The sequence below is a fragment of the Pseudomonas sp. GCM10022186 genome (assembly GCF_042656385.1).
Taxonomy (GTDB): Bacteria; Pseudomonadota; Gammaproteobacteria; order Pseudomonadales; family Pseudomonadaceae; genus Metapseudomonas.
The window spans coordinates 1-19,474 of the sequence record NZ_JBHSOU010000032.1 but is presented as its reverse complement, the minus strand read 5'-3'; the positions used below and the strand labels follow the sequence as shown (position 1 = coordinate 19,474).

The 19,474-nt window shown below is 60.6% G+C and carries 15 protein-coding genes; 13 read left to right on the top strand and 2 right to left on the bottom strand.

From position 1 onward, the window contains the following. The first annotated feature begins 40 nt into the window (after positions 1-40). The 7 genes from ACFPU0_RS14230 (at position 41) to ACFPU0_RS14200 (ending at position 10,336) form a co-directional block, all read left to right on the top strand. A complete protein-coding gene (locus ACFPU0_RS14230; RefSeq protein ID WP_377693731.1) occupies positions 41-2,116 on the top strand; it encodes a hydantoinase/oxoprolinase family protein in 2,076 nt (691 codons plus the stop codon). A 27-nt stretch (positions 2,117-2,143) separates the two neighbouring features. Continuing rightward, the gene (locus ACFPU0_RS14225; protein ID WP_377693730.1) at positions 2,144-3,817 is read left to right on the top strand and encodes a hydantoinase B/oxoprolinase family protein; all 1,674 of its coding nucleotides are present in this window, start codon (positions 2,144-2,146) and stop codon (positions 3,815-3,817) included. A gap of 1 nt (position 3,818) precedes the next feature. Beyond that, positions 3,819-5,021: a pyridoxal phosphate-dependent aminotransferase gene (locus tag ACFPU0_RS14220; RefSeq protein WP_377693729.1), complete on the top strand. Its 1,203-nt coding sequence runs from the start codon at positions 3,819-3,821 to the stop codon at positions 5,019-5,021. A gap of 40 nt (positions 5,022-5,061) precedes the next feature. Then, entirely contained in the window at positions 5,062-5,874 is an 813-nt protein-coding gene (locus ACFPU0_RS14215; RefSeq protein ID WP_377693728.1) for an NAD-dependent epimerase/dehydratase family protein, read from the top strand. Between the two features lie 27 nt (positions 5,875-5,901). Continuing rightward, on the top strand, positions 5,902-7,098 hold the full coding sequence (locus tag ACFPU0_RS14210) for an NAD(P)/FAD-dependent oxidoreductase (protein ID WP_377693727.1): 1,197 nt from the start codon (positions 5,902-5,904) through the stop codon (positions 7,096-7,098). Between the two features lie 25 nt (positions 7,099-7,123). Continuing rightward, a complete protein-coding gene (locus ACFPU0_RS14205; RefSeq protein ID WP_377693726.1) occupies positions 7,124-8,809 on the top strand; it encodes a thiamine pyrophosphate-binding protein in 1,686 nt (561 codons plus the stop codon). A 75-nt stretch (positions 8,810-8,884) separates the two neighbouring features. Then, entirely contained in the window at positions 8,885-10,336 is a 1,452-nt protein-coding gene (locus ACFPU0_RS14200) for an NAD-dependent succinate-semialdehyde dehydrogenase (protein ID WP_377693725.1), read from the top strand. Between the two features lie 25 nt (positions 10,337-10,361). Here ACFPU0_RS14200 and ACFPU0_RS14195 read toward each other — a convergent pair whose 3' ends face one another. Further along, positions 10,362-11,081, bottom strand: coding sequence for a FadR/GntR family transcriptional regulator (locus tag ACFPU0_RS14195; RefSeq protein WP_377693724.1), 720 nt, complete (start codon positions 11,079-11,081; stop codon positions 10,362-10,364). A gap of 310 nt (positions 11,082-11,391) precedes the next feature. Here ACFPU0_RS14195 and nhaC point away from each other — a divergent pair, with 310 nt between their 5' ends. Continuing rightward, positions 11,392-12,879, top strand: coding sequence for a Na+/H+ antiporter NhaC (gene nhaC, locus ACFPU0_RS14190; protein WP_377693723.1), 1,488 nt, complete (start codon positions 11,392-11,394; stop codon positions 12,877-12,879). Positions 12,880-13,067: 188 nt separating this feature from the next. On the opposite strand, the gene ACFPU0_RS14185 is transcribed toward nhaC, so the two are convergent. Further along, on the bottom strand, positions 13,068-13,793 hold the full coding sequence (locus ACFPU0_RS14185) for a FadR/GntR family transcriptional regulator (RefSeq protein ID WP_377693722.1): 726 nt from the start codon (positions 13,791-13,793) through the stop codon (positions 13,068-13,070). 448 nt (positions 13,794-14,241) lie between these two features. Between ACFPU0_RS14185 and ACFPU0_RS14180 the strand changes: the two genes are divergently transcribed. The 5 genes from ACFPU0_RS14180 (at position 14,242) to ACFPU0_RS14160 (ending at position 19,263) form a co-directional block, all read left to right on the top strand. Next, positions 14,242-15,396: a branched-chain amino acid ABC transporter substrate-binding protein gene (locus ACFPU0_RS14180; protein WP_377693721.1), complete on the top strand. Its 1,155-nt coding sequence runs from the start codon at positions 14,242-14,244 to the stop codon at positions 15,394-15,396. A gap of 175 nt (positions 15,397-15,571) precedes the next feature. Further along, positions 15,572-16,510: a branched-chain amino acid ABC transporter permease gene (locus tag ACFPU0_RS14175; RefSeq protein ID WP_377693720.1), complete on the top strand. Its 939-nt coding sequence runs from the start codon at positions 15,572-15,574 to the stop codon at positions 16,508-16,510. 16 nt (positions 16,511-16,526) lie between these two features. Beyond that, on the top strand, positions 16,527-17,774 hold the full coding sequence (locus ACFPU0_RS14170; protein WP_377693719.1) for an ABC transporter permease subunit: 1,248 nt from the start codon (positions 16,527-16,529) through the stop codon (positions 17,772-17,774). Continuing rightward, the gene (locus tag ACFPU0_RS14165) at positions 17,771-18,544 is read left to right on the top strand and encodes an ABC transporter ATP-binding protein (protein ID WP_377693718.1); all 774 of its coding nucleotides are present in this window, start codon (positions 17,771-17,773) and stop codon (positions 18,542-18,544) included. The genes ACFPU0_RS14170 and ACFPU0_RS14165 overlap by 4 nt, the downstream gene beginning before the upstream one ends. A gap of 2 nt (positions 18,545-18,546) precedes the next feature. Continuing rightward, the gene (locus ACFPU0_RS14160) at positions 18,547-19,263 is read left to right on the top strand and encodes an ABC transporter ATP-binding protein (RefSeq protein ID WP_377693801.1); all 717 of its coding nucleotides are present in this window, start codon (positions 18,547-18,549) and stop codon (positions 19,261-19,263) included. Positions 19,264-19,474: the final 211 nt, after the last annotated feature.

The following is a 19,474-nucleotide window of genomic DNA, read 5'->3' as shown; positions in this document are numbered from 1 at the left end:
CAGCCAGCCATAGCCAGCAGAACTGGAGAGGAAAATAACGATGACTACCACTTCCTGCCGAGTCGGCGTGGATATTGGCGGGACCTTTACCGACATTGCCCTGGACCTGGATGGTGTCCTGCATTCGACAAAGATCCTGACTGACTACACCAAGCCGGAGCGCGCCATCATCAAAGGCGTACAGGCCGTGGTGGATGCAGCCGGCCTGCAGCTGTCGGATATCGATGTTCTGATCCACGGCACGACGCTGGCTACCAACGCCCTGATCGAGCGGCGTGGCGCGAACACTGCGTTCATCACCACCGAAGGCTTCCGTGATGTGCTGGAAATGCGCACCGAGAACCGCTTCGAGCAGTACGACATCAACATCAGCCTCCCGCCGCCGCTGATCGAGCGCGAGCACCGCTTCACGCTCCGCGAGCGTCTGAACGTTGAAGGTGAGGTGCTGCTGGTCCCGCAGGCCAGTGATATCGAAGCCCTGGTGCAGCGTATCGCCGATGGTGGTTATGAGAGCGTGGCTATCGGCTTTATCCACGCATACGCCAATGGTGCTCACGAGCGTCAAGTCCGCGACGCGCTGCTGACTCGTCTGCCAAATCTGTCGGTCTCCATCTCCAGCGAAGTGTCGCCGCAGATGCGTGAGTTCGAGCGCTTCAATACCGTCTGCGCCAACGCCTACGTGAAACCCCTGATCAAGTCCTACCTGGACCGTCTGGTGGCATCGCTGAAGGAGGCCGGCGCAGGTTGCCCGGTGTTCATGATCCACTCCGGCGGTGGCATCGTTTCGGTTGAAAGCGCCGCCGAGTTCCCGGTGCGTCTGGTGGAGTCGGGACCGGCCGGCGGCGCCATCTTTGCCGCCGATATCGCCCGCAAGTATTCCCTGGATTCGGTGGTGTCCTTCGATATGGGCGGCACCACGGCGAAGATCTGCCTGATCGAAAATCAGGTACCGAAAACCGCTAAGACCTTTGAAGTCGCCCGTACCTACCGCTTCAAGAAGGGCAGCGGCATGCCCATCTCGATCCCGGTGGTCGAGATGGTGGAAATCGGCGCCGGTGGCGGCTCCATCGCCAGCATCGACTCCATGCGCCAGATTCGCGTCGGACCGCACAGTGCGGCTTCTGAGCCGGGTCCGGCCTGCTATCAGCGTGGCGGCATCGAGCCGACCATCACCGACGCCAACCTGCTGCTGGGTCGTCTGGATCCGGACAACTTCGCCGGTGGCAGCATCAAGCTCTCCACTGACAACTCCGCTAGCGCCATGAGTCGTGTGATCGGCGAGCCGCTGAGCATGGATCCGCGTACTTCCGCTTACGGCGTCTGTGAAGTGGTGGACGAGAACATGGCCAACGCTGGCCGTGTCCATGCGGTAGAAAGCGGCAAGGATATCTCCGACTTCACCATGATCACCTTCGGTGGTGGCGGCCCGCTGCATGCCGCTCGCCTGTGCGAAAAGATGGGGGTATCCCGTTTCCTGGTTCCGGCCGGCGCCGGCGTGGGTTCCGCTATTGGCTTTCTGCGCGCCCCGTTCGGCTACGAAGCGGTTCGCAGCCTGTTCATCCGCCTGTCGAGCTTCTCCGGCAATCGCGTCAATCAGCTTATCGGCGAGATGACCGAGGAAGCCCTGGGCTTTGTTCGCCAGGGCATGTCCGAGGGTGAGCCCGAACTGGAATGCACTGCCTTCATGCGTTATGTCGGCCAGGGTTGGGAAATTCCCGTGACCCTGCCCGCCAAGGCCTTCGTTGACTCGGACGCCGCGCAGTTCCGTGAGCTGTTCGAGCAAGCCTACACCCGCTTCTTCGGTCGCCCGATCGAAGGTCCGGATGTCGAGATCGTGAGCTGGTCTGTCAAAGCGAGCTCGCCGCTGCCCGAGGTTGCGAAGGTCGCACAGATCAAGGCATCCCATGCCGCCACTGCGGTTGCCCGTCGCGAAGTGTTCGACGTGGTAAGCGGCGGTTTCGTCGACGCAGGCATCTACGATCGCGCCACGCTGGAAGTCGGCGCACTGGTCAAAGGGCCCGCGGTCATCGCCGAGCGTGAAACCTCCACGTTCGTTTCTTCCACCTTCGCCGCCACTGTGCAGCCCGATGGCTGCCTGCTGGTCGAGCGACGCTAAGCATTTCTTGCAAGAAGGCGATTAACCATGAGCGAAACACTGATCGACATTCAAATGCAGGTGATGTGGAACCGCCTGATTTCGGTGGTGGAAGAGCAAGCCCTCACCCTGATCCGCACCGCGTTCAGTACCAGCGTGCGGGAAGCAGGCGACCTGTCTGCCGGCGTCTTTGACGTGAAGGGCAACATGTTGGCCCAGGCCGTGACCGGTACGCCGGGGCATGTGAATACCATGGCCGAGGCGGTGGTGCACTTCATCAATGAAATCGGCGAAGACAACATCTTCGAAGGCGACGTGTATGTGACCAATGACCCGTGGAAGGGCACCGGTCACCTGCACGACATCACCATCGTTTCGCCGTCGTTCTACCGCGGCAAACTGATTGGCTACTTCGCCAGTACCGCCCACGTAGTGGACATCGGCGGTCGAGGCTTCGGCCCGGACGCCCGCGAGGTCTACGAAGAAGGCCTGTTCATCCCGATCATGAAGCTGTTCGAGCGCGGTCAGGTCAATCGCGACCTGATCAACATCCTGCGCAACAACGTGCGTGAGAACGAGCGGGTTGTTGGTGACTTCTACGCCTTGGCGGCCTGTAACGAGACCGGCCACCAGCGTCTGCTGTCCATGCTGGAAGAGTTCCGCCTGGACGACCTGGAACACATCGGCGGCTTCATCCTCGAGCACAGCCGCCGCGCCACTCTGGAGTGCTTCAAGTCGCTGCCGCATGGCACCTACGACTACAGCATGACCCTGGACGGTTACGACGTGCCGGTGACCCTGGCGGTGAAACTGACCGTGAGCGAGAACGGCATCCTCACCGACTTTGCTGGCACCTCTGGCATGAGCCAGTTCGGTATCAACGTGCCGCTGGCCTATGCCAAGGCCTACGCCTGCTACGGCCTAAAGTGCATCGTCGCACCGGAGATTCCGAACAACACGGCGTCGCTGGCGCCCTTTGAGGTGATCGCGCCGGAAGGCTGCATCCTCAACGCCAAACGTCCCGCGCCGGTGTCGGTGCGCCATGTGCTCGGTCATTTCGTGCCTGATCTGGTGCTGGGGGCGCTGCACAAGTGCCTGCCGGGCCAGGTGCCTGCCGAAGGCGCCAGTGCCCTGTGGAACCTCCATCTGAGTGTTCGCCCGCTGGAGAGCAATCCGGAAGGCCACAACGCTGAAATGTTGATGTTCAACAGCGGCGGCATGGGCGCCCGCGCTATCAAGGATGGTCTGAGCGCCACCGCCTTCCCCAGTGGTGTGCACACCATGCCTGTGGAGGCTACCGAGTACGCCGGGCCCGTGATCGTCTGGCGCAAAGAACTGCGCAACGGCTCGGGTGGTGCTGGTCAGCGTCGCGGCGGCCTTGGCCAGAACATCGAAATTTCTGCCGCCGAAGGCTACGCCTTCCGCTTCAGTGCGATGTTCGACCGCATCCAGCATCCGGCTCGTGGTGTTGAGGGCGGCAAGGAAGGTGCAGCGGGCTTCGTTGGTCTCGATGACGGCACGGTGCTGCGCGGCAAAGGCCAGCAGTTTGTACCGGCCGAGCGTCGCCTGATTCTCCAACTGCCCGGCGGTGGTGGCTATGGCGATCCGCGCGAACGTTCGCCAGAAGAGATCGAGCGTGACGTGCGCTTTGGCTACATCACCGAGCAGCAGGCTTGCGCCGACTACGGTTTCGATGCAGCGCAGCTGCAACAGGTGAAATGACATGAGTTTCCAGAGCACCCGGGCGCAGCAAATCAAGAGCTCGCCCAGCATGGCGGTCTCGGTTCTCGCCAAGGAGATGGCGGCGAAAGGTGAAAAGGTCATCGATCTCAGCCTTGGCGAGCCCGATTTCAACACGCCTGACCACGTGATCGAAGCGGCACACCAAGCGATGATCGAGGGGCGCACCCGCTACACCGCGCCCAACGGCTTCCCGGAACTGCGTGCGGCCATCGTGCGCAAGTTCGAGCGTGAAAATGGCCTGGTGTATCGCCCCGAGGAGATCGCCATCGCCAACGGCGCCAAACAGCTGCTGTTCAACGTGTTCCTGGCCACGCTGGAGCCGGGGGACGAAGTCCTTGTGCCCGCGCCTTACTGGGTGTCCTACACCGACATGGTGCTGCTCAATGGCGGTACGCCGCGGGTGATCCCCTGTGGCGTAGAGGACGATTTCAAGCTCACTGCCGAGCGCCTGGAAGCGTCCATCACCCCGAAGACCCGCTGGTTGATGCTGAACTCTCCCAGCAACCCGAGTGGGGTGATTTACAGCGAAGCGGAGTTCGCGGCGCTGGGCAAGGTCCTCGAGAAGCATCCGAAGATCCTGGTCATCTCGGACGAGATCTACGAGCACATCGCCCTGGGTGACAAGCCCTTCGTGTCCTTCGTCAACGCCTGCCCGGCGCTGCGCGAACGCACGTTGCTGATCAACGGCGTCTCCAAGGCCTATGCCATGACTGGCTGGCGTCTGGGCTACGCAGCAGGTCCCAAGGACCTGATCACTGCGATGAACAAGATGCAGTCCCAGACCACCACCTGCCCGTCGTCCATCTCGCAGGTGGCCGCCACCGCAGCGCTCGACGGTCCTCAGGACTTTGTACGCACTGCTACCAAGGAGTACCGCGCGCGTGGCGAGCTGGTCGCCAAGGGGTTGGGTGAGATCAAAGGGCTCGAGCTGCGCGTTCCGGAAGGGGCCTTCTATGCCTTTCCCAAGTGCGAGGCCTTCATCGGCAAGCGTACGCCGGATGGCCAACTGATCGAGACCGATGCCGATCTCTCCAGCTATCTGCTGCGAGTGGGCAAGGTTGCCACCGTGCCAGGCTCCGCCTTCGGCATCCAGCCCTACATCCGGCTGTCCTTCGCGACCTCCCGCGAGAACCTGGAAATGGCCCTGGTGCAGATGCGAGAGGCACTCGAGGCGCTCGTTTGAGCGCCTTGGACCTCAATAATCATTCAGTGGGATGCGTGATATGAGCAAACCTTTCCAACGACTGCTTCTGACCGGCGCCGCAGGTGCCTTGGGGCGGGTACTGCGCGATGAGCTGCAAGAGCTTGCCGAGTACCTGCGCCTGAACGACATCGCCGACATGGGCGCTGCGCGTCCGCATGAGGAGATCGTGCAGTGCGATCTGGCCGACTTCAAGGCCGTGCTGCCAATGGCTGAAGGGGTGGACGCCATCGTCCACTTGGGCGGGGTGCCGGTGGAGAACACCTTTCAGTCCATCCTCCAGTCGAACATTGCCGGCAGCTACCACCTCTACGAGTCCGCCCGAAAGCACGGAGTGAAGCGGGTCATCTACGCCAGCTCCAACCATGCCATCGGATTCTACGACCGCACCGAGACGATCGACGCCAATGCGCCGCATCGCCCGGACAGCCTCTATGGCCTGAGCAAGTGCTTCGTCGAGGACCTGGGCCGTTACTACTACGACAAGTTCGGCATCGAGTCGGTGAACATCCGCATCGGTTCCTGCTTCCCGGAGCCTACCGACCGCCGAATGCTGGCGACTTGGCTGTCCTACAGCGATTTTGCCCAGATCGTCACCCGCGCCCTGCAGGCGCCCCGTGTCGGCCACATGGTCGTCTATGGGATGTCCAACAACAGCGAAACCCTGTGGGACAACCGCCTGGTGTCCTCGCTCGGCTATCAGCCGCAGGACAGTGCCGACGACTACCGCGCCAAGGTTCTGGCCAATACCCCGATGCCTGATCCGAACTCTCCGATGGCGCGCTACCACGGCGGCAGCTTTGCCGGCGCCGGCCATTTCGAAGACCCGAAATAATCTCCACATCTTTAGAGAGTGCATCCCATGGCTTCCACCGCGAAACAGCAAAACTACGATGTGGTGATCGTCGGCGGCGCAGTCAACGGCAGCGCCACCGCCTACTTCCTGGCCAACAACCCGGACTTCAATGGCTCGGTGCTGGTCATTGAGCGCGACTGGACTTACGCCAAGTCGGCGACCGCGTTGTCCAGCAGTTCCATCCGTCAGCAGTTCTCCAACCCGATCAACATCGAGATTTCCATGTTCGGTGCGGAGTTCGTGCGTGCCTTCCCTGACCTCATGGAAGTGGATGGCGACCGCCCGGACCTGGCCTTCCACGAGAACGGCTACCTGTTCCTGGGTGATGACAAAGGCTTCGAGGTGCTGCGTCGCTTGCATGACACCCAGGTGTCTCACGGCGCCGACGTACAGCTGCTTGATGTCGAGCAGTTGGCGCGTCAGTTCCCCTGGGTAAACGTCGATAGCCTGGCTGGGGCCAGCTACGGTCGCAGCGGCGAGGGCTGGTTCGACAGCGTTGGCATGCTCAACGGCTTCCGTCGCAAAGCACGCTCGATGGGCATCGAATACATCGAGAACGAAGTGGTGGGCGTGCAGCGCGAAGGTGATCGCATCACCGGCGTGCAACTGGCCAGCGGCGAGCGCATTGGCTGCGGCCTACTGGTCAACTGTGCGGGGACCCGTGGCACCAAAGTTGCCCGCATGGCCGGCCTGGATATCCCGGTGGAGCCACGTCGCCGCTCGCTGTTCGTCTTCGACTGCCGTACCCCGCTCGAAGGCACCGTGCCGCTGACCATCGATCCGACCGGGGTGTTCTTCCGTCCCGAGGGCAAGTTCTACCTGGGTGGTACCTATCCGAAGAACGATCCGGAAGTGGATTTCGAAGACTTCGACGTGCTGCATGACGAGTTCGACGAAGAGGTCTGGCCGGTTCTGGCCGAGCGCGTGCCGGCGTTCGAGGGCATCAAGGTGGTCAACTTCTGGGCTGGCCATTACGACTTCTGCGTGCTCGACCATAACGCCATCGTTGGCCCGCACAACGAAGTGAGCAATTTCCTGTTCTGCAACGGCTTCAGTGGTCATGGTCTGCAGCAGGCTCCAGCCATCGGTCGCGGCCTGTCGGAACTGATCACCTACGGTGGCTACCGTTCGCTAGACCTGTCTGCGCTGTCTTACCAGCGCGTAATCGACAACAAGCCGTTCCTGGAAGATTCGGTCATCTGATCGCACTGCCTGGAGGAGAAGAACAATGAGCAATAGTGACAAAGCAAAGCGCAGTGGCGGTCAGGTTCTGGTGGACGCCTTGCGCGTCAATGGCGTAGAGCGGGCTTTCTGCGTGCCTGGCGAGAGCTACCTGGCGGTACTCGATGCGCTGCATGACGTCAAAGATGAGATCGACCTGATCGTCTGCCGTCAGGAGGGCGGGGCGGCCTACATGGCCGAGGCCTATGGCAAGCTGACCGGCAAGCCGGGCATCTGCATGGTTACCCGTGGCCCGGGGGCGACCAACGCCTCGGTGGGGGTGCACACCGCCTTCCAGGATTCGACGCCCATGATCCTGTTCATCGGCCAAGTGGCGCGCGACCAGATCGAGCGCGAAGCCTTCCAGGAAGTGGATTACCGACGCATGTTTGGCCAGATGGCCAAGTGGGTGGTGCAGATTGACGACGCCGCACGCATTCCTGAACTGATCAACCAGGCCTTCCAGCGTGCCATTAGTGGTCGTCCCGGCCCCGTGGTAGTGGCGCTGCCGGAGGACATGCTGACCGATCTGGTGGACGTCGCCGATGCCCGTCCGGCGCAGCGTGTCGAGGCCGCTCCCGCGCCCGAGGCGATGGGCGAGCTGCAGGCGCTGTTGGCCAGGGCCATCAAGCCCCTGGTGATCGCCGGTGGCGGCGCCTGGAACAACGAGGCGGTGGCTGATCTCAAGCGGTTCGTCACCGCTCAGAACCTGCCGCTGGCAGCCTCGTTCCGCTGCCAGGATCTGTTCGACAACACCGATCCGCACTATGCCGGCGACTTGGGCCTGGCCGCAGGCCCAGTGCTCGTGGAGGCGGTGAAGCAGTCCGACCTGTTGATCGTGGTTGGCGCGCGCCTGGGTGAGATGACCACCGGCGGCTACGCGCTGGTGGACATCCCGACGCCCAAGCAGGCACTGGTGCACGTGCACCCAAGCGCCGAGGAAATCGGCCGCGTCTACCAGCCGACCCTGGGCATCAACGCCGGGCCAGCCAGCTTCCTGCGCCAAGCAGCAGCGCTGCCGGCTGTACGCCCGCAGGAGTTCGAGGACTGGACCGCCAGCCTAAACCGTGGCTATCGCGGCAACTTCGAAACACCGCGCTCGCCGGGTGATGTGCAAATGAGCGAGGTCATCGCCTGGCTCAACAAAACTCTGCCGGCCGACAGCATCCTCACCTGCGGCGCTGGTAACTACACCGGTTGGGTGCATCGGGGATACCAGCACCGCTGCTTCCGTACTCTGTTGGGACCCACCAACGGCTCGATGGGGTATGGCGTGCCGGCGGCGGTCGCGGCCAAGCTCACCTACCCGCAACGCACCGTGGTGGCCTTTGCCGGTGACGGCTGCTTCCTGATGAACGGCCAGGAGCTGGCCACTGCAGCGCACTACGACGCGCGGACGATCACCATCGTGGTCAATAACGGCATGTACGGCACCATCCGCATGCACCAGGAGCGCAGTTACCCCGGACGCGTGTCTGGTACCGAGTTGCACAATCCGGACTTTGCCGCCTTGGCCCGTGCTTTTGGGCTGCATGGCGAGACCGTCACCCGGACTGAGGACTTCGCGGGCGCATTCGAGCGTTGCCAAGCTTCGGGCAAACCCGCCCTGATCGAAATCCAGGTCGATCCAGAGGCGCTGACCCCCCGCATGACCCTAAGCCAGATCCGCGAAAAGGCGCTGGCCGCCCGTTAACAACAGGTTGCCTCCTCGGGGCGGCGGCAGCGCCTGCCCCGATCTTTTTCACCACAAATCCTGAAGAGCCAGATCATGAGACTTGTCGACACTGATCTGCTGCGTGAGCGTTGCTTTATCGACGGCGCGTGGCTGTCCGCAGATAGCGGGCAATGCATTGAAGTGACCAACCCGTCCACCGGTGAACTGCTCGGCACGGTGCCGCGCATGGGGGCCGCCGAGACACGTCAGGCGGTCGCGGCTGCGGAAGCCGCGCTGCCCGAATGGCGAGCGAAGACCGCCAAGGAGCGCGCGTCTCTGCTCAAAGCCTGGTTCGACGAGATTATGCGAAACCAGGACGACCTGGCGCTGATCATGACAGCGGAGCAGGGCAAGCCGCTGGCGGAATCCCGTGGCGAGATCGCCTTCGCGGCGGCCTACGTCGAGTGGTTTGCGGAGGAGGGCAAGCGTGTCTACGGCGATGTCATCCCATCGCCCAATGCGGATCGCCGTCTGTTGGTACTGAAAGAGCCGGTCGGGGTTTGCGCGGCGATCACGCCGTGGAACTTTCCCGCAGCGATGATCACCCGTAAGGCCGCGCCGGCTCTGGCAGCTGGCTGCACCATGGTGCTCAAGCCGGCTACGCAGACCCCGTTCAGTGCCTTGGCGCTTTGTGCCTTGGCGGAGCGTGCGGGTATTCCGCGCGGTGTGCTCAACGTAGTGACTGGTGACGCCCGTGCGATTGGCGATGAGCTCACCGCCAACCCTGCGGTGCGCAAGTTGTCCTTCACGGGATCGACGCCGATCGGCATCCAATTGCTGCGGCAGTCTGCCGAGACAGTGAAAAAGGTCACCCTGGAACTGGGCGGAAATGCGCCTTTCATTGTCTTCGACGACGCGGACGTGGATGCCGCAGTCGAAGGGGCGCTGATTGCCAAGTTCCGTAACTCTGGGCAGACCTGTGTCTGCGCCAACCGTTTCCTGATTCAGGACGGCATCTACGATGAGTTCGTGCGCAAGTTTGCCGCCCGCGTGGAGAGCCTGGTTGTGGGCGATGGCCAGCAGGATGGCGTGACCACCGGTCCGATGATCGATGGCAAGGCAGCGCGCGGCGTCGAATGCATGATCGAAGAGGCCAAGGCATCGGGAGCGCGCGTGGTTACCGGTGGCAAGCGCCATGAACTGGGCGAGGCGTTCTTTGAGCCGACCCTGCTGGCCGATGTCACCGCAGAGATGCGTGTAGTGCGCGAGGAAATCTTCGGCCCGGTCGCGCCGCTGATGCGTTTCTCCACGGAGGAGGAAGCCATCCGCATTGCCAACGACACGGAGTTCGGGCTCGCATGCTACCTGTACGCTCGCGACCTGGGGCGCGTATGGCGCATGTCCGAAGCGCTCGACTACGGCATGGTCGGCATCAACGTCGGCGTGGTGGCCACCGAAGTGGCGCCCTTTGGCGGGGTGAAGTCATCGGGCATCGGCCGCGAGGGTTCGAAGTACGGAATCGAGGACTACCTCGAGATCAAGTACCTCTGCATGGGCATTGCCTGACAGGCGAGGAGGGCGGCAGCGGAGATCACTCTCCGCTGTCGACCAAGCGCTGGTATCGAGCCAGGCTTTCTTCCAGGTGTTTGCGTATGGCGGTACGGGCGGCGCTGACATCGCCCAGGGAAATGGCGGAGAGTATCGCGCCGTGTTCCTTGGCGATCTTCTTGATGTGGCCACTGCGGCTTTTGCCGGTGTTTTGCCCGTGCTTCAGGCGCAGGTCGTGGATGATGTCTTGGCCGAGGGCTTCGAGGAACTGAGGGAAATGCGGGTTCTTGGTAGCACGGGCGATGGCCAGATGAAATTCGAAGTCCGCCTTGGCTTCCTCTTCGAGGTCGGATCCGTCGAGGGCATTGAACCGGTCAAAGGCCTTGGTGATGTCGGCCATGCTGTCAGGTGTGCGGCGCTCGGCAGCGCGAGCAACGGACTCGGTTTCCACGCCCAGCCGCAGTTCAAGCACTTGCAGGGCAGTGCGGACGTTGTCCACGGGACTCAGCTCGAAGCCGACGCGCTTGGTGTCCTGCTCAAGCACGAACACACCGACGCCCTGACGAGCTAGCAGTCGGCCGCCGAGGCGCAGCGAAGCAACCGCTTCCCGGACCACCGGACGGCTGACATTGAATTCCTTGCAGAGCTCCTGTTCGGACGGGAGTTTGTCACCGGGTGCGTAGATCCCGGAGTCAATGCGATTCGATAGCTCAGCGATCACTGCTTCTGCCAGGTTCGCGCGCTTGGTGCCCAAGGTGCTCACAGGAGTCTCCTTTGTGTAGATGATCAAAGTATCTAGTAGGAATCGAAAAGTACAAGTTGGGCTCAAGCTGCATGACAAGTGCGAAGGCCCCACAGCGAGCGGCTTCAGTGGTTCTTCAGGAGCCTGGCGGATCTAGCCGATATGTTATCAAACAACATATCAGTACCGCAGTGTTCCGTTTCTGACTGAATTGCGTCAGTCGTTCAATTGGCGGCTGTCGTTGGGCTGTGTGTGTGCGGAGCCCGCATGCCAGTGCATTGGCGTCCGGGGTTCCTGGTGTGTGCGTGCATAAAAACAAGGAATGCAGTGGATGTCTGAGGTTAGCGGCAAGAAAGGTGTGATCGGCAAGCCATCGTTGTGGTGGGCGTGTTTTCCGATTCTGGTGACCATCGTGCTGGTGGCTATCCAGATCCTCTTTTTTGATGAGAGCTCCGTTCAGGTCCCCATCTTGATTGGCGTGCTCGTCGCCGCTGGTCTGGGATGGTTGCGAGGATACGGTTGGGAAGAGATGCAGGAAGGCATGGTGCGCGCAATCTCGTCCGCGATTCCGGTCTTCTTCATTCTCTATGTGGTGGGAATGCTCATCGGTGCCTGGATTCAGGCGGGAATCGTGCCCCTGATGATCCATATCGGGCTGGAGTTCCTGTCGCCAGGCCTGTTTCTGTTTGCGACCTGCTTGATCTGCTCTGTTGTTTCGTTGGCAACCGGAACCTCGTGGGGGACTACCGGTACCATCGGGCTTGCCTTGATCGGCATTGGCGGCGGTCTGGGGATTCCTGTGGAAATCACTGCTGGCGCAGTCGTGTCCGGCGCGTTTTTCGGTGACAAGATTTCCCCCCTTTCCGACACCACTAACTTTACGCCCACGGTAGTCGGCTGCACGTTGTTCGAGCACATTCGCGGCATGCTGCCGGTCACCGTTCCCGCCATGCTCATTGCCCTTGTGGTTTATCTGGTTGTCGGGCTCGGGTATGCGGACCAATCGGTCGATGAAGTGGCTATCAATCAGACCATGACGGTTTTGAGCCAGAGCTTTCACTTTTCACTCGTGTTGCTTTTGCCTCCGATCGTTGTCCTGGTGCTGGCGGTGCTCAAAGCTCCGGCTTTGCCGGGATTGGTTGCGGGGCTTGTGGCTGGTGTTATGTGTGGGCTGGTCTTCCAGGACATCGGCTTGCATGAGCTATTTGCGGTCCTGCTCAACGGGTATCAGGCTAATACCGGAGATCAGTCCGTCGATGCATTGCTCTCGAAGGGCGGCATGATGTCGATGAACTGGGTTATCAGCCTGATTCTCTGTGCTTTGGCGTTGGGTGGAGTTCTGGAATCCACGCGCTGCCTGGAAACCATCCTGGGTGCCGTTATGAAGTTCGCTCACACTCAGTCGCGGCTCCTGTTGTCCAGCCTGTTTTCCGTTCTGGGGGTTCATCTGGCTTCTGGCGATGTGTACTTGGCCATGTCTTTACCTGGACGGATGCTTGCGCCTGCGTATCGCCAGCGCGGCATTCAGGTCACGGTGTTGTCGCGCATGATGGAAGATGGCGCCACCGTAGCGGCACCGTTGATTCCCTGGTCCAGTAGTGGTGTTTTTGTTGCAGCCACTTTGGGTGTCGGTACTCTGGCGTACTTTCCATGGGCCATCGCGTGCTGGGCGTCATTCCTGATCGACGTCCTGTTTGCACTCACTGGTAAGTGCATCTCCAAGGTGGATGAGCAGAAGAGCGAGGCTGAAGGAGTGTTCGGTGAACGGGAGGTTGGCGGTGCGATAGCACTGCAACCGTCTACCGCGAGTGGTGGTTAGTTCATTGCTCAAGGCGAGGCGTCTTGCGCTAAGGTTGAGCGCGGGTGCCTCCCGTCTACCCTGTCAATTGCGCTCTCGGCTTTGGCAGGGGAGGGAGCCTCTGCATGGCCTTGCGCGTCCTTCAGGTCAGTCGGTAGTTCATCTCGCGCCGGCGTCATGCCGCAGGTTGCATATTGACTCGGTGGCCTTCACTCGGGGTTATCCGCGACCAGCCGCTGATAGCGTGCAAGGCTTTCCTCCAGATGCCTTTTCAGCGCGGAGCGAGCGCCGGAGACATCTCCAAGGGATATGGCCGAAAGAATTGCTCCGTGCTCACGGGTTATCTTTCTGATGTGGCCAAGTCGGCTTTTGCCAGTGCTTTGACCGTGCTTGAGACGCAGGTCGAAGATGATGTCCTTGCCCAGTGCTTCCAGAAATTGAGGGAAATTCGGGTTCTTTGTGGCCCGGGCGATCGCCAGGTGGAACTCGAAATCGGCCTTGGCTTCTTCCTCGAGATCGGTCCCATCCAGCGAGTTGAACCGATCAAAGGCCTTGGTGATGTCGGCCATGCTGTCTGGTGTGCGGCGTTCGGCAGCGCGTGCTACGGACTCGGTCTCTACGCCGAGACGAAACTCGAGGACCTGCAGGGCATTGCGAACACCGTCCACCGGATTGAGCTCAAAACCGAGTCGCCTGGAGTCCTGTTCGACCACGAACACGCCAACACCTTGCCTGGCTACCAGGCGACCGCCCAGGCGAAGAGATGCGACGGCTTCGCGGACTACTGGGCGGCTGACATTGAATTCCTTACAGAGCTCTTGCTCGGATGGCAGCTTGTCGCCGGGTGCATAGATGCCGGAATCGATGCGGTCGGAAAGTTCGACGATAACGGCTTCCGCTAGGTTGCCTCGCTTGGTGCCCAGGGCTCTGTTCATGATTCCTCCTTCATTGGCCGGTAGCGGATCTTCCTGGTCGCTCGAAAGAACGAGTTTCATTGGTTCGGTATGACAAGGCTGTGAGCCTTGTTGTTAGCGGTGTCCGCTGGATCTTGCTAGCCGCTACATTCTAGCTTGTATGTTGTCAAACAACATACCACTTGTGGTGCGTTTCGTCATTTTCGCCCGTTTTCTGCACCGCTGTGGAGCGTTTTCGCGCGCTTTCAGTCCGTCCGGGAAAAGTATATTGACAGACAGATGACGCCTGATATCTTACAAGTACTGTCATTCAGCGACTGTCGCTTTCAACAGTGCTGGCGGCCTGATGGCAGCGGAGGTTGTATCCAGAACACCCTTGGGGAGCTGAGCAGCTCGACCGAGGAAACAACAAAGATGCAATGCACCGATGGTGCTCAATCCGATCGCGGAAGCGGTTGTGGAGGGGAACATGCGAATTCATGCTTTTGGCCGGAAATTCCTCGTGGCGGCCGTGGCCGCTGGTGTTATGACTGGCGCTGCTGTCGCTGATGAAACTGAAGTCGTGAAGATCGGCTTCGCCGGCCCGCTGACAGGGCCTTCGGCTCACCAGGGGCAGGACGTCGAACATGGCGTGAGCATAGCCATTGAGGAAGCCAACCAGCAGCAGCTGAAAATTGGCGACAAGGTTGTCCAGTTCAAGCTGGTGTCCGAAGATGATGGTGCTGATCCCCGGACTGGCACAGCAGTGGCGCAGCGCTTGGTGGACTCCGGCGTGGCCGTGGTGATCGGTCATTACAACTCCGGTACCAGTATTCCGGCTTCGAAGATCTATGCAGACGCCGGTATTCCCCAGATCTCGCCGTCAGCCACCAATCCCTTGCTGACCAGTCAAGGCATCAAGTCGGTCTTCCGAGTGGTGAACGACGATGCGACTCTCGGTCGTTATGCCGGCACCTATATCGTCCAGAGCCTGGGTGCCAAGCGCGTGGCTGTGATCGATGATCGTACTGCCTATGGCCAAGGGCTGGCCGACGAGGTGGTCAAGGCCGTCAAGTCGGCTCAAGGCGAGGTGGCGGTGCGTGAGTACACCAACGACAAGTCCACCGACTTCAACTCGATCCTGACCACCGCGAAGTCGGAAGGTGTTGATCTGGTGTTCTTTGCTGGCCTGGACTACCAAGCCGCGCCCATGGCCAAGCAGATGAAGAACCTTGGTCTCAAAGCCAAGTTCATGAACATCGGTAACCTGCCCAACGAAGACTTCACGAAGATGGCCGGTAGCTCGGCTGAAGGCGTCTATGCATGGAACTACGGCATGCCGCTGAAAGAGATGCCGCGTGGAACCGCCTTTGAGGACAAGCTGAAGCAGAAGTTCGGCACGGGTGTAGTTCAGTCGTCACCCTTTGCCTACGACGCGACCTGGGCCGCAATCAATGCCATGGTTAAAGCGCAATCCGCCGATCCGTCGGTCTACCTCGCGGCGCTCAAGGCCGGCAGCTATGACGGCGTGACCGGAACCATCGCCTTCGACGAGAAAGGCAACCTCAAGAACGCAGCCGCAACCGTCTTCCAGTTCCAGGGTGGTCAATGGAACACGCTCGGCATCGAGCGTGGCAATCAATAAGACCCGGTGAGCCTTCCCAGGCCGCTTACAAAAAGACCGAGGCAAGGCCAGTGCCTCGGTCCACCGGCTGAGGTACTTCACGCCGAAGCTTTAACTGCCAGGAAAGCCATCCCGTCTGTGAAGGCCGTCGTCTACAGCGCCGGCCGACACAGTGCCGCTTTGTGAGGAAACGTTCGTGGAAGCCCAACTCAATGTTCTTTTGCAGCAGGTCCTGAATGGTCTGGTGCTCGGTAGTATCTATGCGCTCGTTGCGCTTGGTTACACCATGGTTTACGGCATCATCGGCCTGATCAACTTCGCCCATGGCGAGATCGTCATGGTCGGCGCGATGGTCACAATCTCCGTGCTTACCATGCTGATGGGCTTCGGCATGTCCGCGGGTGTTCTGACTCTGTTGTTCGCGCTGATGATCGCCTGCATCGTCTGCATGCTGCTGGCCCAGGGAATGGAAAAGTATGCATACCGCCCGCTGCGCAAGGCACCGCGCCTGACTCCGCTGATCCTTGCCATCGGTATCTCCATCATCCTGCAGAACGCTGCAATGATGATCTGGGGGCGTGGCTATAAGACCTTCCCCGATGTAATCGAGATCAAGCCAATCGAGGTATTTGGCGCAACCATCACCAATGCGCAGTTGAGCATCATGGTGGTGTCGGTGGTCATCATGTTCGGGCTCTGGCTGTTGGTGGACAAGACCAAGCTGGGCAAAGCCATGCGCGCTACCGCACAGAATCAGGAAGTCGCCGGGCTGATGGGCATTAACATCAACCGCATCATTTCCGCCACCTTCGTAATTGGTGCTTCACTGGGGGCGATCGCTGGCGTCATGCGCGCCGTCAATTATGGCCAGGCCGACGCCTATATGGGCTTGCTGCTTGGTCTAAAAGCCTTCTCCGCCGCTGTTCTCGGAGGTATCGGCAACCTGTTTGGTGCCATGGCCGGCGGCATTCTCCTGGGACTCATTGAGTCGTTGGCGGCTGGCTACATCGGCAAACTCAGTGGTGGATTCCTTGGTTCCCACTACCAGGACATCTTCGCCTTCATGGTGCTGATCCTGGTCCTCCTGGCGCGACCCAACGGCCTGCTGGGTGAGCGCATGGCCGAACGTGCCTGAGAGGCGGAAACTCAACATGAACAAGACTTATCTGAAGTACGGCTTGCTGCTGCTGGCCTTTATCGCCTTGCCCTTCATCATCAACGCGACGCCGATCCTGGGTCCCACTTGGGTACGAATCCTGGGTTTCGCAATGCTGTATGTCCTGCTGGCACTGGGGCTGAACATCGTCATTGGCTATGCCGGTCTGTTGGACATGGGTTACATCGGCTTCTACGCGGTGGGGGCCTACCTCTATGCGTTACTCGCCTCCCCGCATCTGAGCATGGCTGGGCTGGCTGATGGTGTACTCAACTGGCCACTCTGGTTGATCATTCCGATGGCGGCGGCGGTTGCCGGTCTATGCGGAGCCTTGTTGGGAGCGCCGGTACTGAAGCTGCGTGGCGACTACCTGGCCATCGTGACTCTGGGTTTCGGCGAGATCATCCGGATCTTCATGAACAACTTGGATCAGCCGGTGAACCTGACCAACGGCCCCCAAGGCATCAGTTCCATTGCGCCCCTGCATGTCGATGGCGGCGCCTGGTCCTACGCGGTGGGGGAAGCGCCACAAGCGATATTCTCACTGCAGAGCAAGTGGAGTCTGTTCGGACTGCAGGTGACTCCTGTCATCAATTACTACCTGTTCTTCCTGGCCATCGTGATCTTTGCCATCGTGATGTCCAAGCGTCTGGAGAACTCTCGAATCGGCCGGGCCTGGATGGCGCTGCGCGAGGATGAAGTGGCTGCCGAGGCCATGGGTCTCAACAAGCGCAACATCAAGCTCCTTGCCTTCGGCATGGGCGCCACCTTTGGAGGCGTATCCGGATCGCTGTTTGCGAGCTACCAAGGGTTCGTCAGTCCCGAGTCCTTCACCTTGATCGAGTCGATCATGGTGCTGGCCATGGTGGTGCTGGGCGGTATGGGCTCGATTCGCGGCGTGGTGCTGGGGGCGTTGTTGCTGTCCATCATGCCTGAGCTGTTCCGTGACCTAGTGAACTGGGTACAACCGGTGATCATGGACAACGTCACTTTCATCAGCCGCGAGACGCTGCGCAACATCCTCGATGCCTCCACCCTGCGCATGCTGGTCTTTGGCATCGCCCTGGTGCTGGTGATGCGCTTCCGTCCGGAAGGGCTATGGCCATCCACCCGCCGCCGCGCGGAATTGCACGACAAGGATGACGAGCCGGGCCAGCATGCAGGCAACTCAAGCGCACCGACCGCACCGGCGAGCAGCCAATCTTCAAATCAATATCAGATCGGCGAGGCGCGTAAGGCATGAACAGCGTATTGCTAGAAGTCCAGTCGGTCAGCAAGTACTTCGGTGGCTTGCAGGCCCTTCACGAGATCAACCTCAGTATCGGGCGCGGGGAGATCCGCGGATTGCTCGGGCCGAACGGTGCCGGCAAGACCACGCTCTTCAATTGCCTGACGGGCCTGTACCAGGCAGAGAAGGGCAAGGTGATCTTCAACGGCCAGCCGTTGCAGACCTCCAAGCCCGACAAGGTTGTGAAGGCCGGGATCGCCCGTACCTTCCAGAACATCCGCCTGTTCCACAACATGACGGCCCTGGAAAACGTGATGGTGGGACGTCACGTCAGGACTGCGGGCGGAGTGTTCGGCGCCATCTTCCGCACCCGTGGCTTCCAGAAAGAGGAGCGCGAGATTCGCGAGTCCGCCAAGTACTGGCTCGACTATGTCGGCATCGGCAAGTTCGCCGACGAAACCGCAAAGCACCTCTCCTACGGCGATCAACGACGCCTTGAGATTGCCCGTGCGCTGGCCACCGAGCCGCTGTTGATTGCACTCGACGAGCCCGCGGCGGGTATGAACGCCTCCGAGACGGAAGGACTTCGCCAACTGATGTGCAAGATGAAGGGCGACGGCAAGACCGTGCTGCTCATCGAGCACGACGTAAAGCTGGTGATGGGATTGTGCGACCGAGTAACCGTACTCGAGTTCGGGAAGAAGATCGCCGACGGTCTGCCTGCCCAGGTGCAAAAGGACCCTCGCGTCATCGAGGCCTACTTGGGAACGGAAAGCGGGGAATGAACGTGAAACAGATCTTGGAAGTGGAAAACCTGCAGGTCGCCTACGGGGCGATCAAGGCCTTGAAGGGCATCAGCTTTCGCGTCGCGGAGGGCGAGATGGTTGCGCTCATCGGCGCCAACGGTGCCGGTAAGACCACAACGCTCAAGACCCTCGCCGGTATGCTCTCGCCAGCAAGCGGCCAGATCAGATTCGATGGCAAGCTGCATTCGGGTATCAAAAATTATGACTTGATACGCGAGGGCTTGGCTCTGGTACCAGAGGGACGGGGCATCTTCTCCAAGCTCACGGTGATGGAAAACCTGGAGATGGGGGCTTTCTCTCGTACAGACGGCAAGGATGCTATTGGTGCCGACATCGATCGCATGTTCGCCGTTTTCCCCCGGCTCAAGGAGCGAGCATTCCAGCTCGCGGGCACCATGTCCGGTGGTGAACAGCAGATGCTCGCCATATCCCGCGCCTTGATGGGCAAGCCCAAGCTGCTGTTGCTGGACGAGCCGTCGATGGGCCTGGCCCCGATCATCGTGCAGAAGATCTTCGAGACCATCCGCGAGGTGGTGAAAGGCGGGGTGACGCTGCTGCTGGTTGAGCAGAACGCCAAGCTCGCGCTCCAGACCTGCCAGCGGGCCTATGTGATCGATGGCGGTCGAATCGCTCTGGAAGGGGATGCCAAGGACCTGCTGCACAACGAGCAGGTACAAAAGGCCTACCTGGGCGAGTGACGGTAAACCGAATCACCTATGAATCCCACGTGAGGGCTTGGTGAGGCGCACTTTGTGTCGGCTCGCGCCTCGCTCGCTCTCATTTTGCCCCAGCAATGCTGGGGTACTTTTTTGGGTGCGCCAGGCATGGCGCGTAGCGCCGTGACTGGCGCTGTTCGGTTCACTGTGGTGGTGAACTGGACGACTTGGAGGTGAAAGTCCTCTGCACGCC

What these genes read in the sequence shown, in the direction of transcription:
- ACFPU0_RS14230 (WP_377693731.1), top strand. Translation starts at nt 41, where the DNA reads ATGACTACCACTTCCTGCCGAGTCGGCGTGGATATTGGCGGGACCTTT.
- ACFPU0_RS14225 (WP_377693730.1), top strand. Translation starts at nt 2,144, where the DNA reads ATGAGCGAAACACTGATCGACATTCAAATGCAGGTGATGTGGAACCGC.
- ACFPU0_RS14220 (WP_377693729.1), top strand. Translation starts at nt 3,819, where the DNA reads ATGAGTTTCCAGAGCACCCGGGCGCAGCAAATCAAGAGCTCGCCCAGC.
- ACFPU0_RS14215 (WP_377693728.1), top strand. Translation starts at nt 5,062, where the DNA reads ATGAGCAAACCTTTCCAACGACTGCTTCTGACCGGCGCCGCAGGTGCC.
- ACFPU0_RS14210 (WP_377693727.1), top strand. Translation starts at nt 5,902, where the DNA reads ATGGCTTCCACCGCGAAACAGCAAAACTACGATGTGGTGATCGTCGGC.
- ACFPU0_RS14205 (WP_377693726.1), top strand. Translation starts at nt 7,124, where the DNA reads ATGAGCAATAGTGACAAAGCAAAGCGCAGTGGCGGTCAGGTTCTGGTG.
- ACFPU0_RS14200 (WP_377693725.1), top strand. Translation starts at nt 8,885, where the DNA reads ATGAGACTTGTCGACACTGATCTGCTGCGTGAGCGTTGCTTTATCGAC.
- nhaC (WP_377693723.1), top strand. Translation starts at nt 11,392, where the DNA reads ATGTCTGAGGTTAGCGGCAAGAAAGGTGTGATCGGCAAGCCATCGTTG.
- ACFPU0_RS14185 (WP_377693722.1), bottom strand. Translation starts at nt 13,793, where the DNA reads ATGAACAGAGCCCTGGGCACCAAGCGAGGCAACCTAGCGGAAGCCGTT.
- ACFPU0_RS14180 (WP_377693721.1), top strand. Translation starts at nt 14,242, where the DNA reads ATGCGAATTCATGCTTTTGGCCGGAAATTCCTCGTGGCGGCCGTGGCC.
- ACFPU0_RS14170 (WP_377693719.1), top strand. Translation starts at nt 16,527, where the DNA reads ATGAACAAGACTTATCTGAAGTACGGCTTGCTGCTGCTGGCCTTTATC.
- ACFPU0_RS14165 (WP_377693718.1), top strand. Translation starts at nt 17,771, where the DNA reads ATGAACAGCGTATTGCTAGAAGTCCAGTCGGTCAGCAAGTACTTCGGT.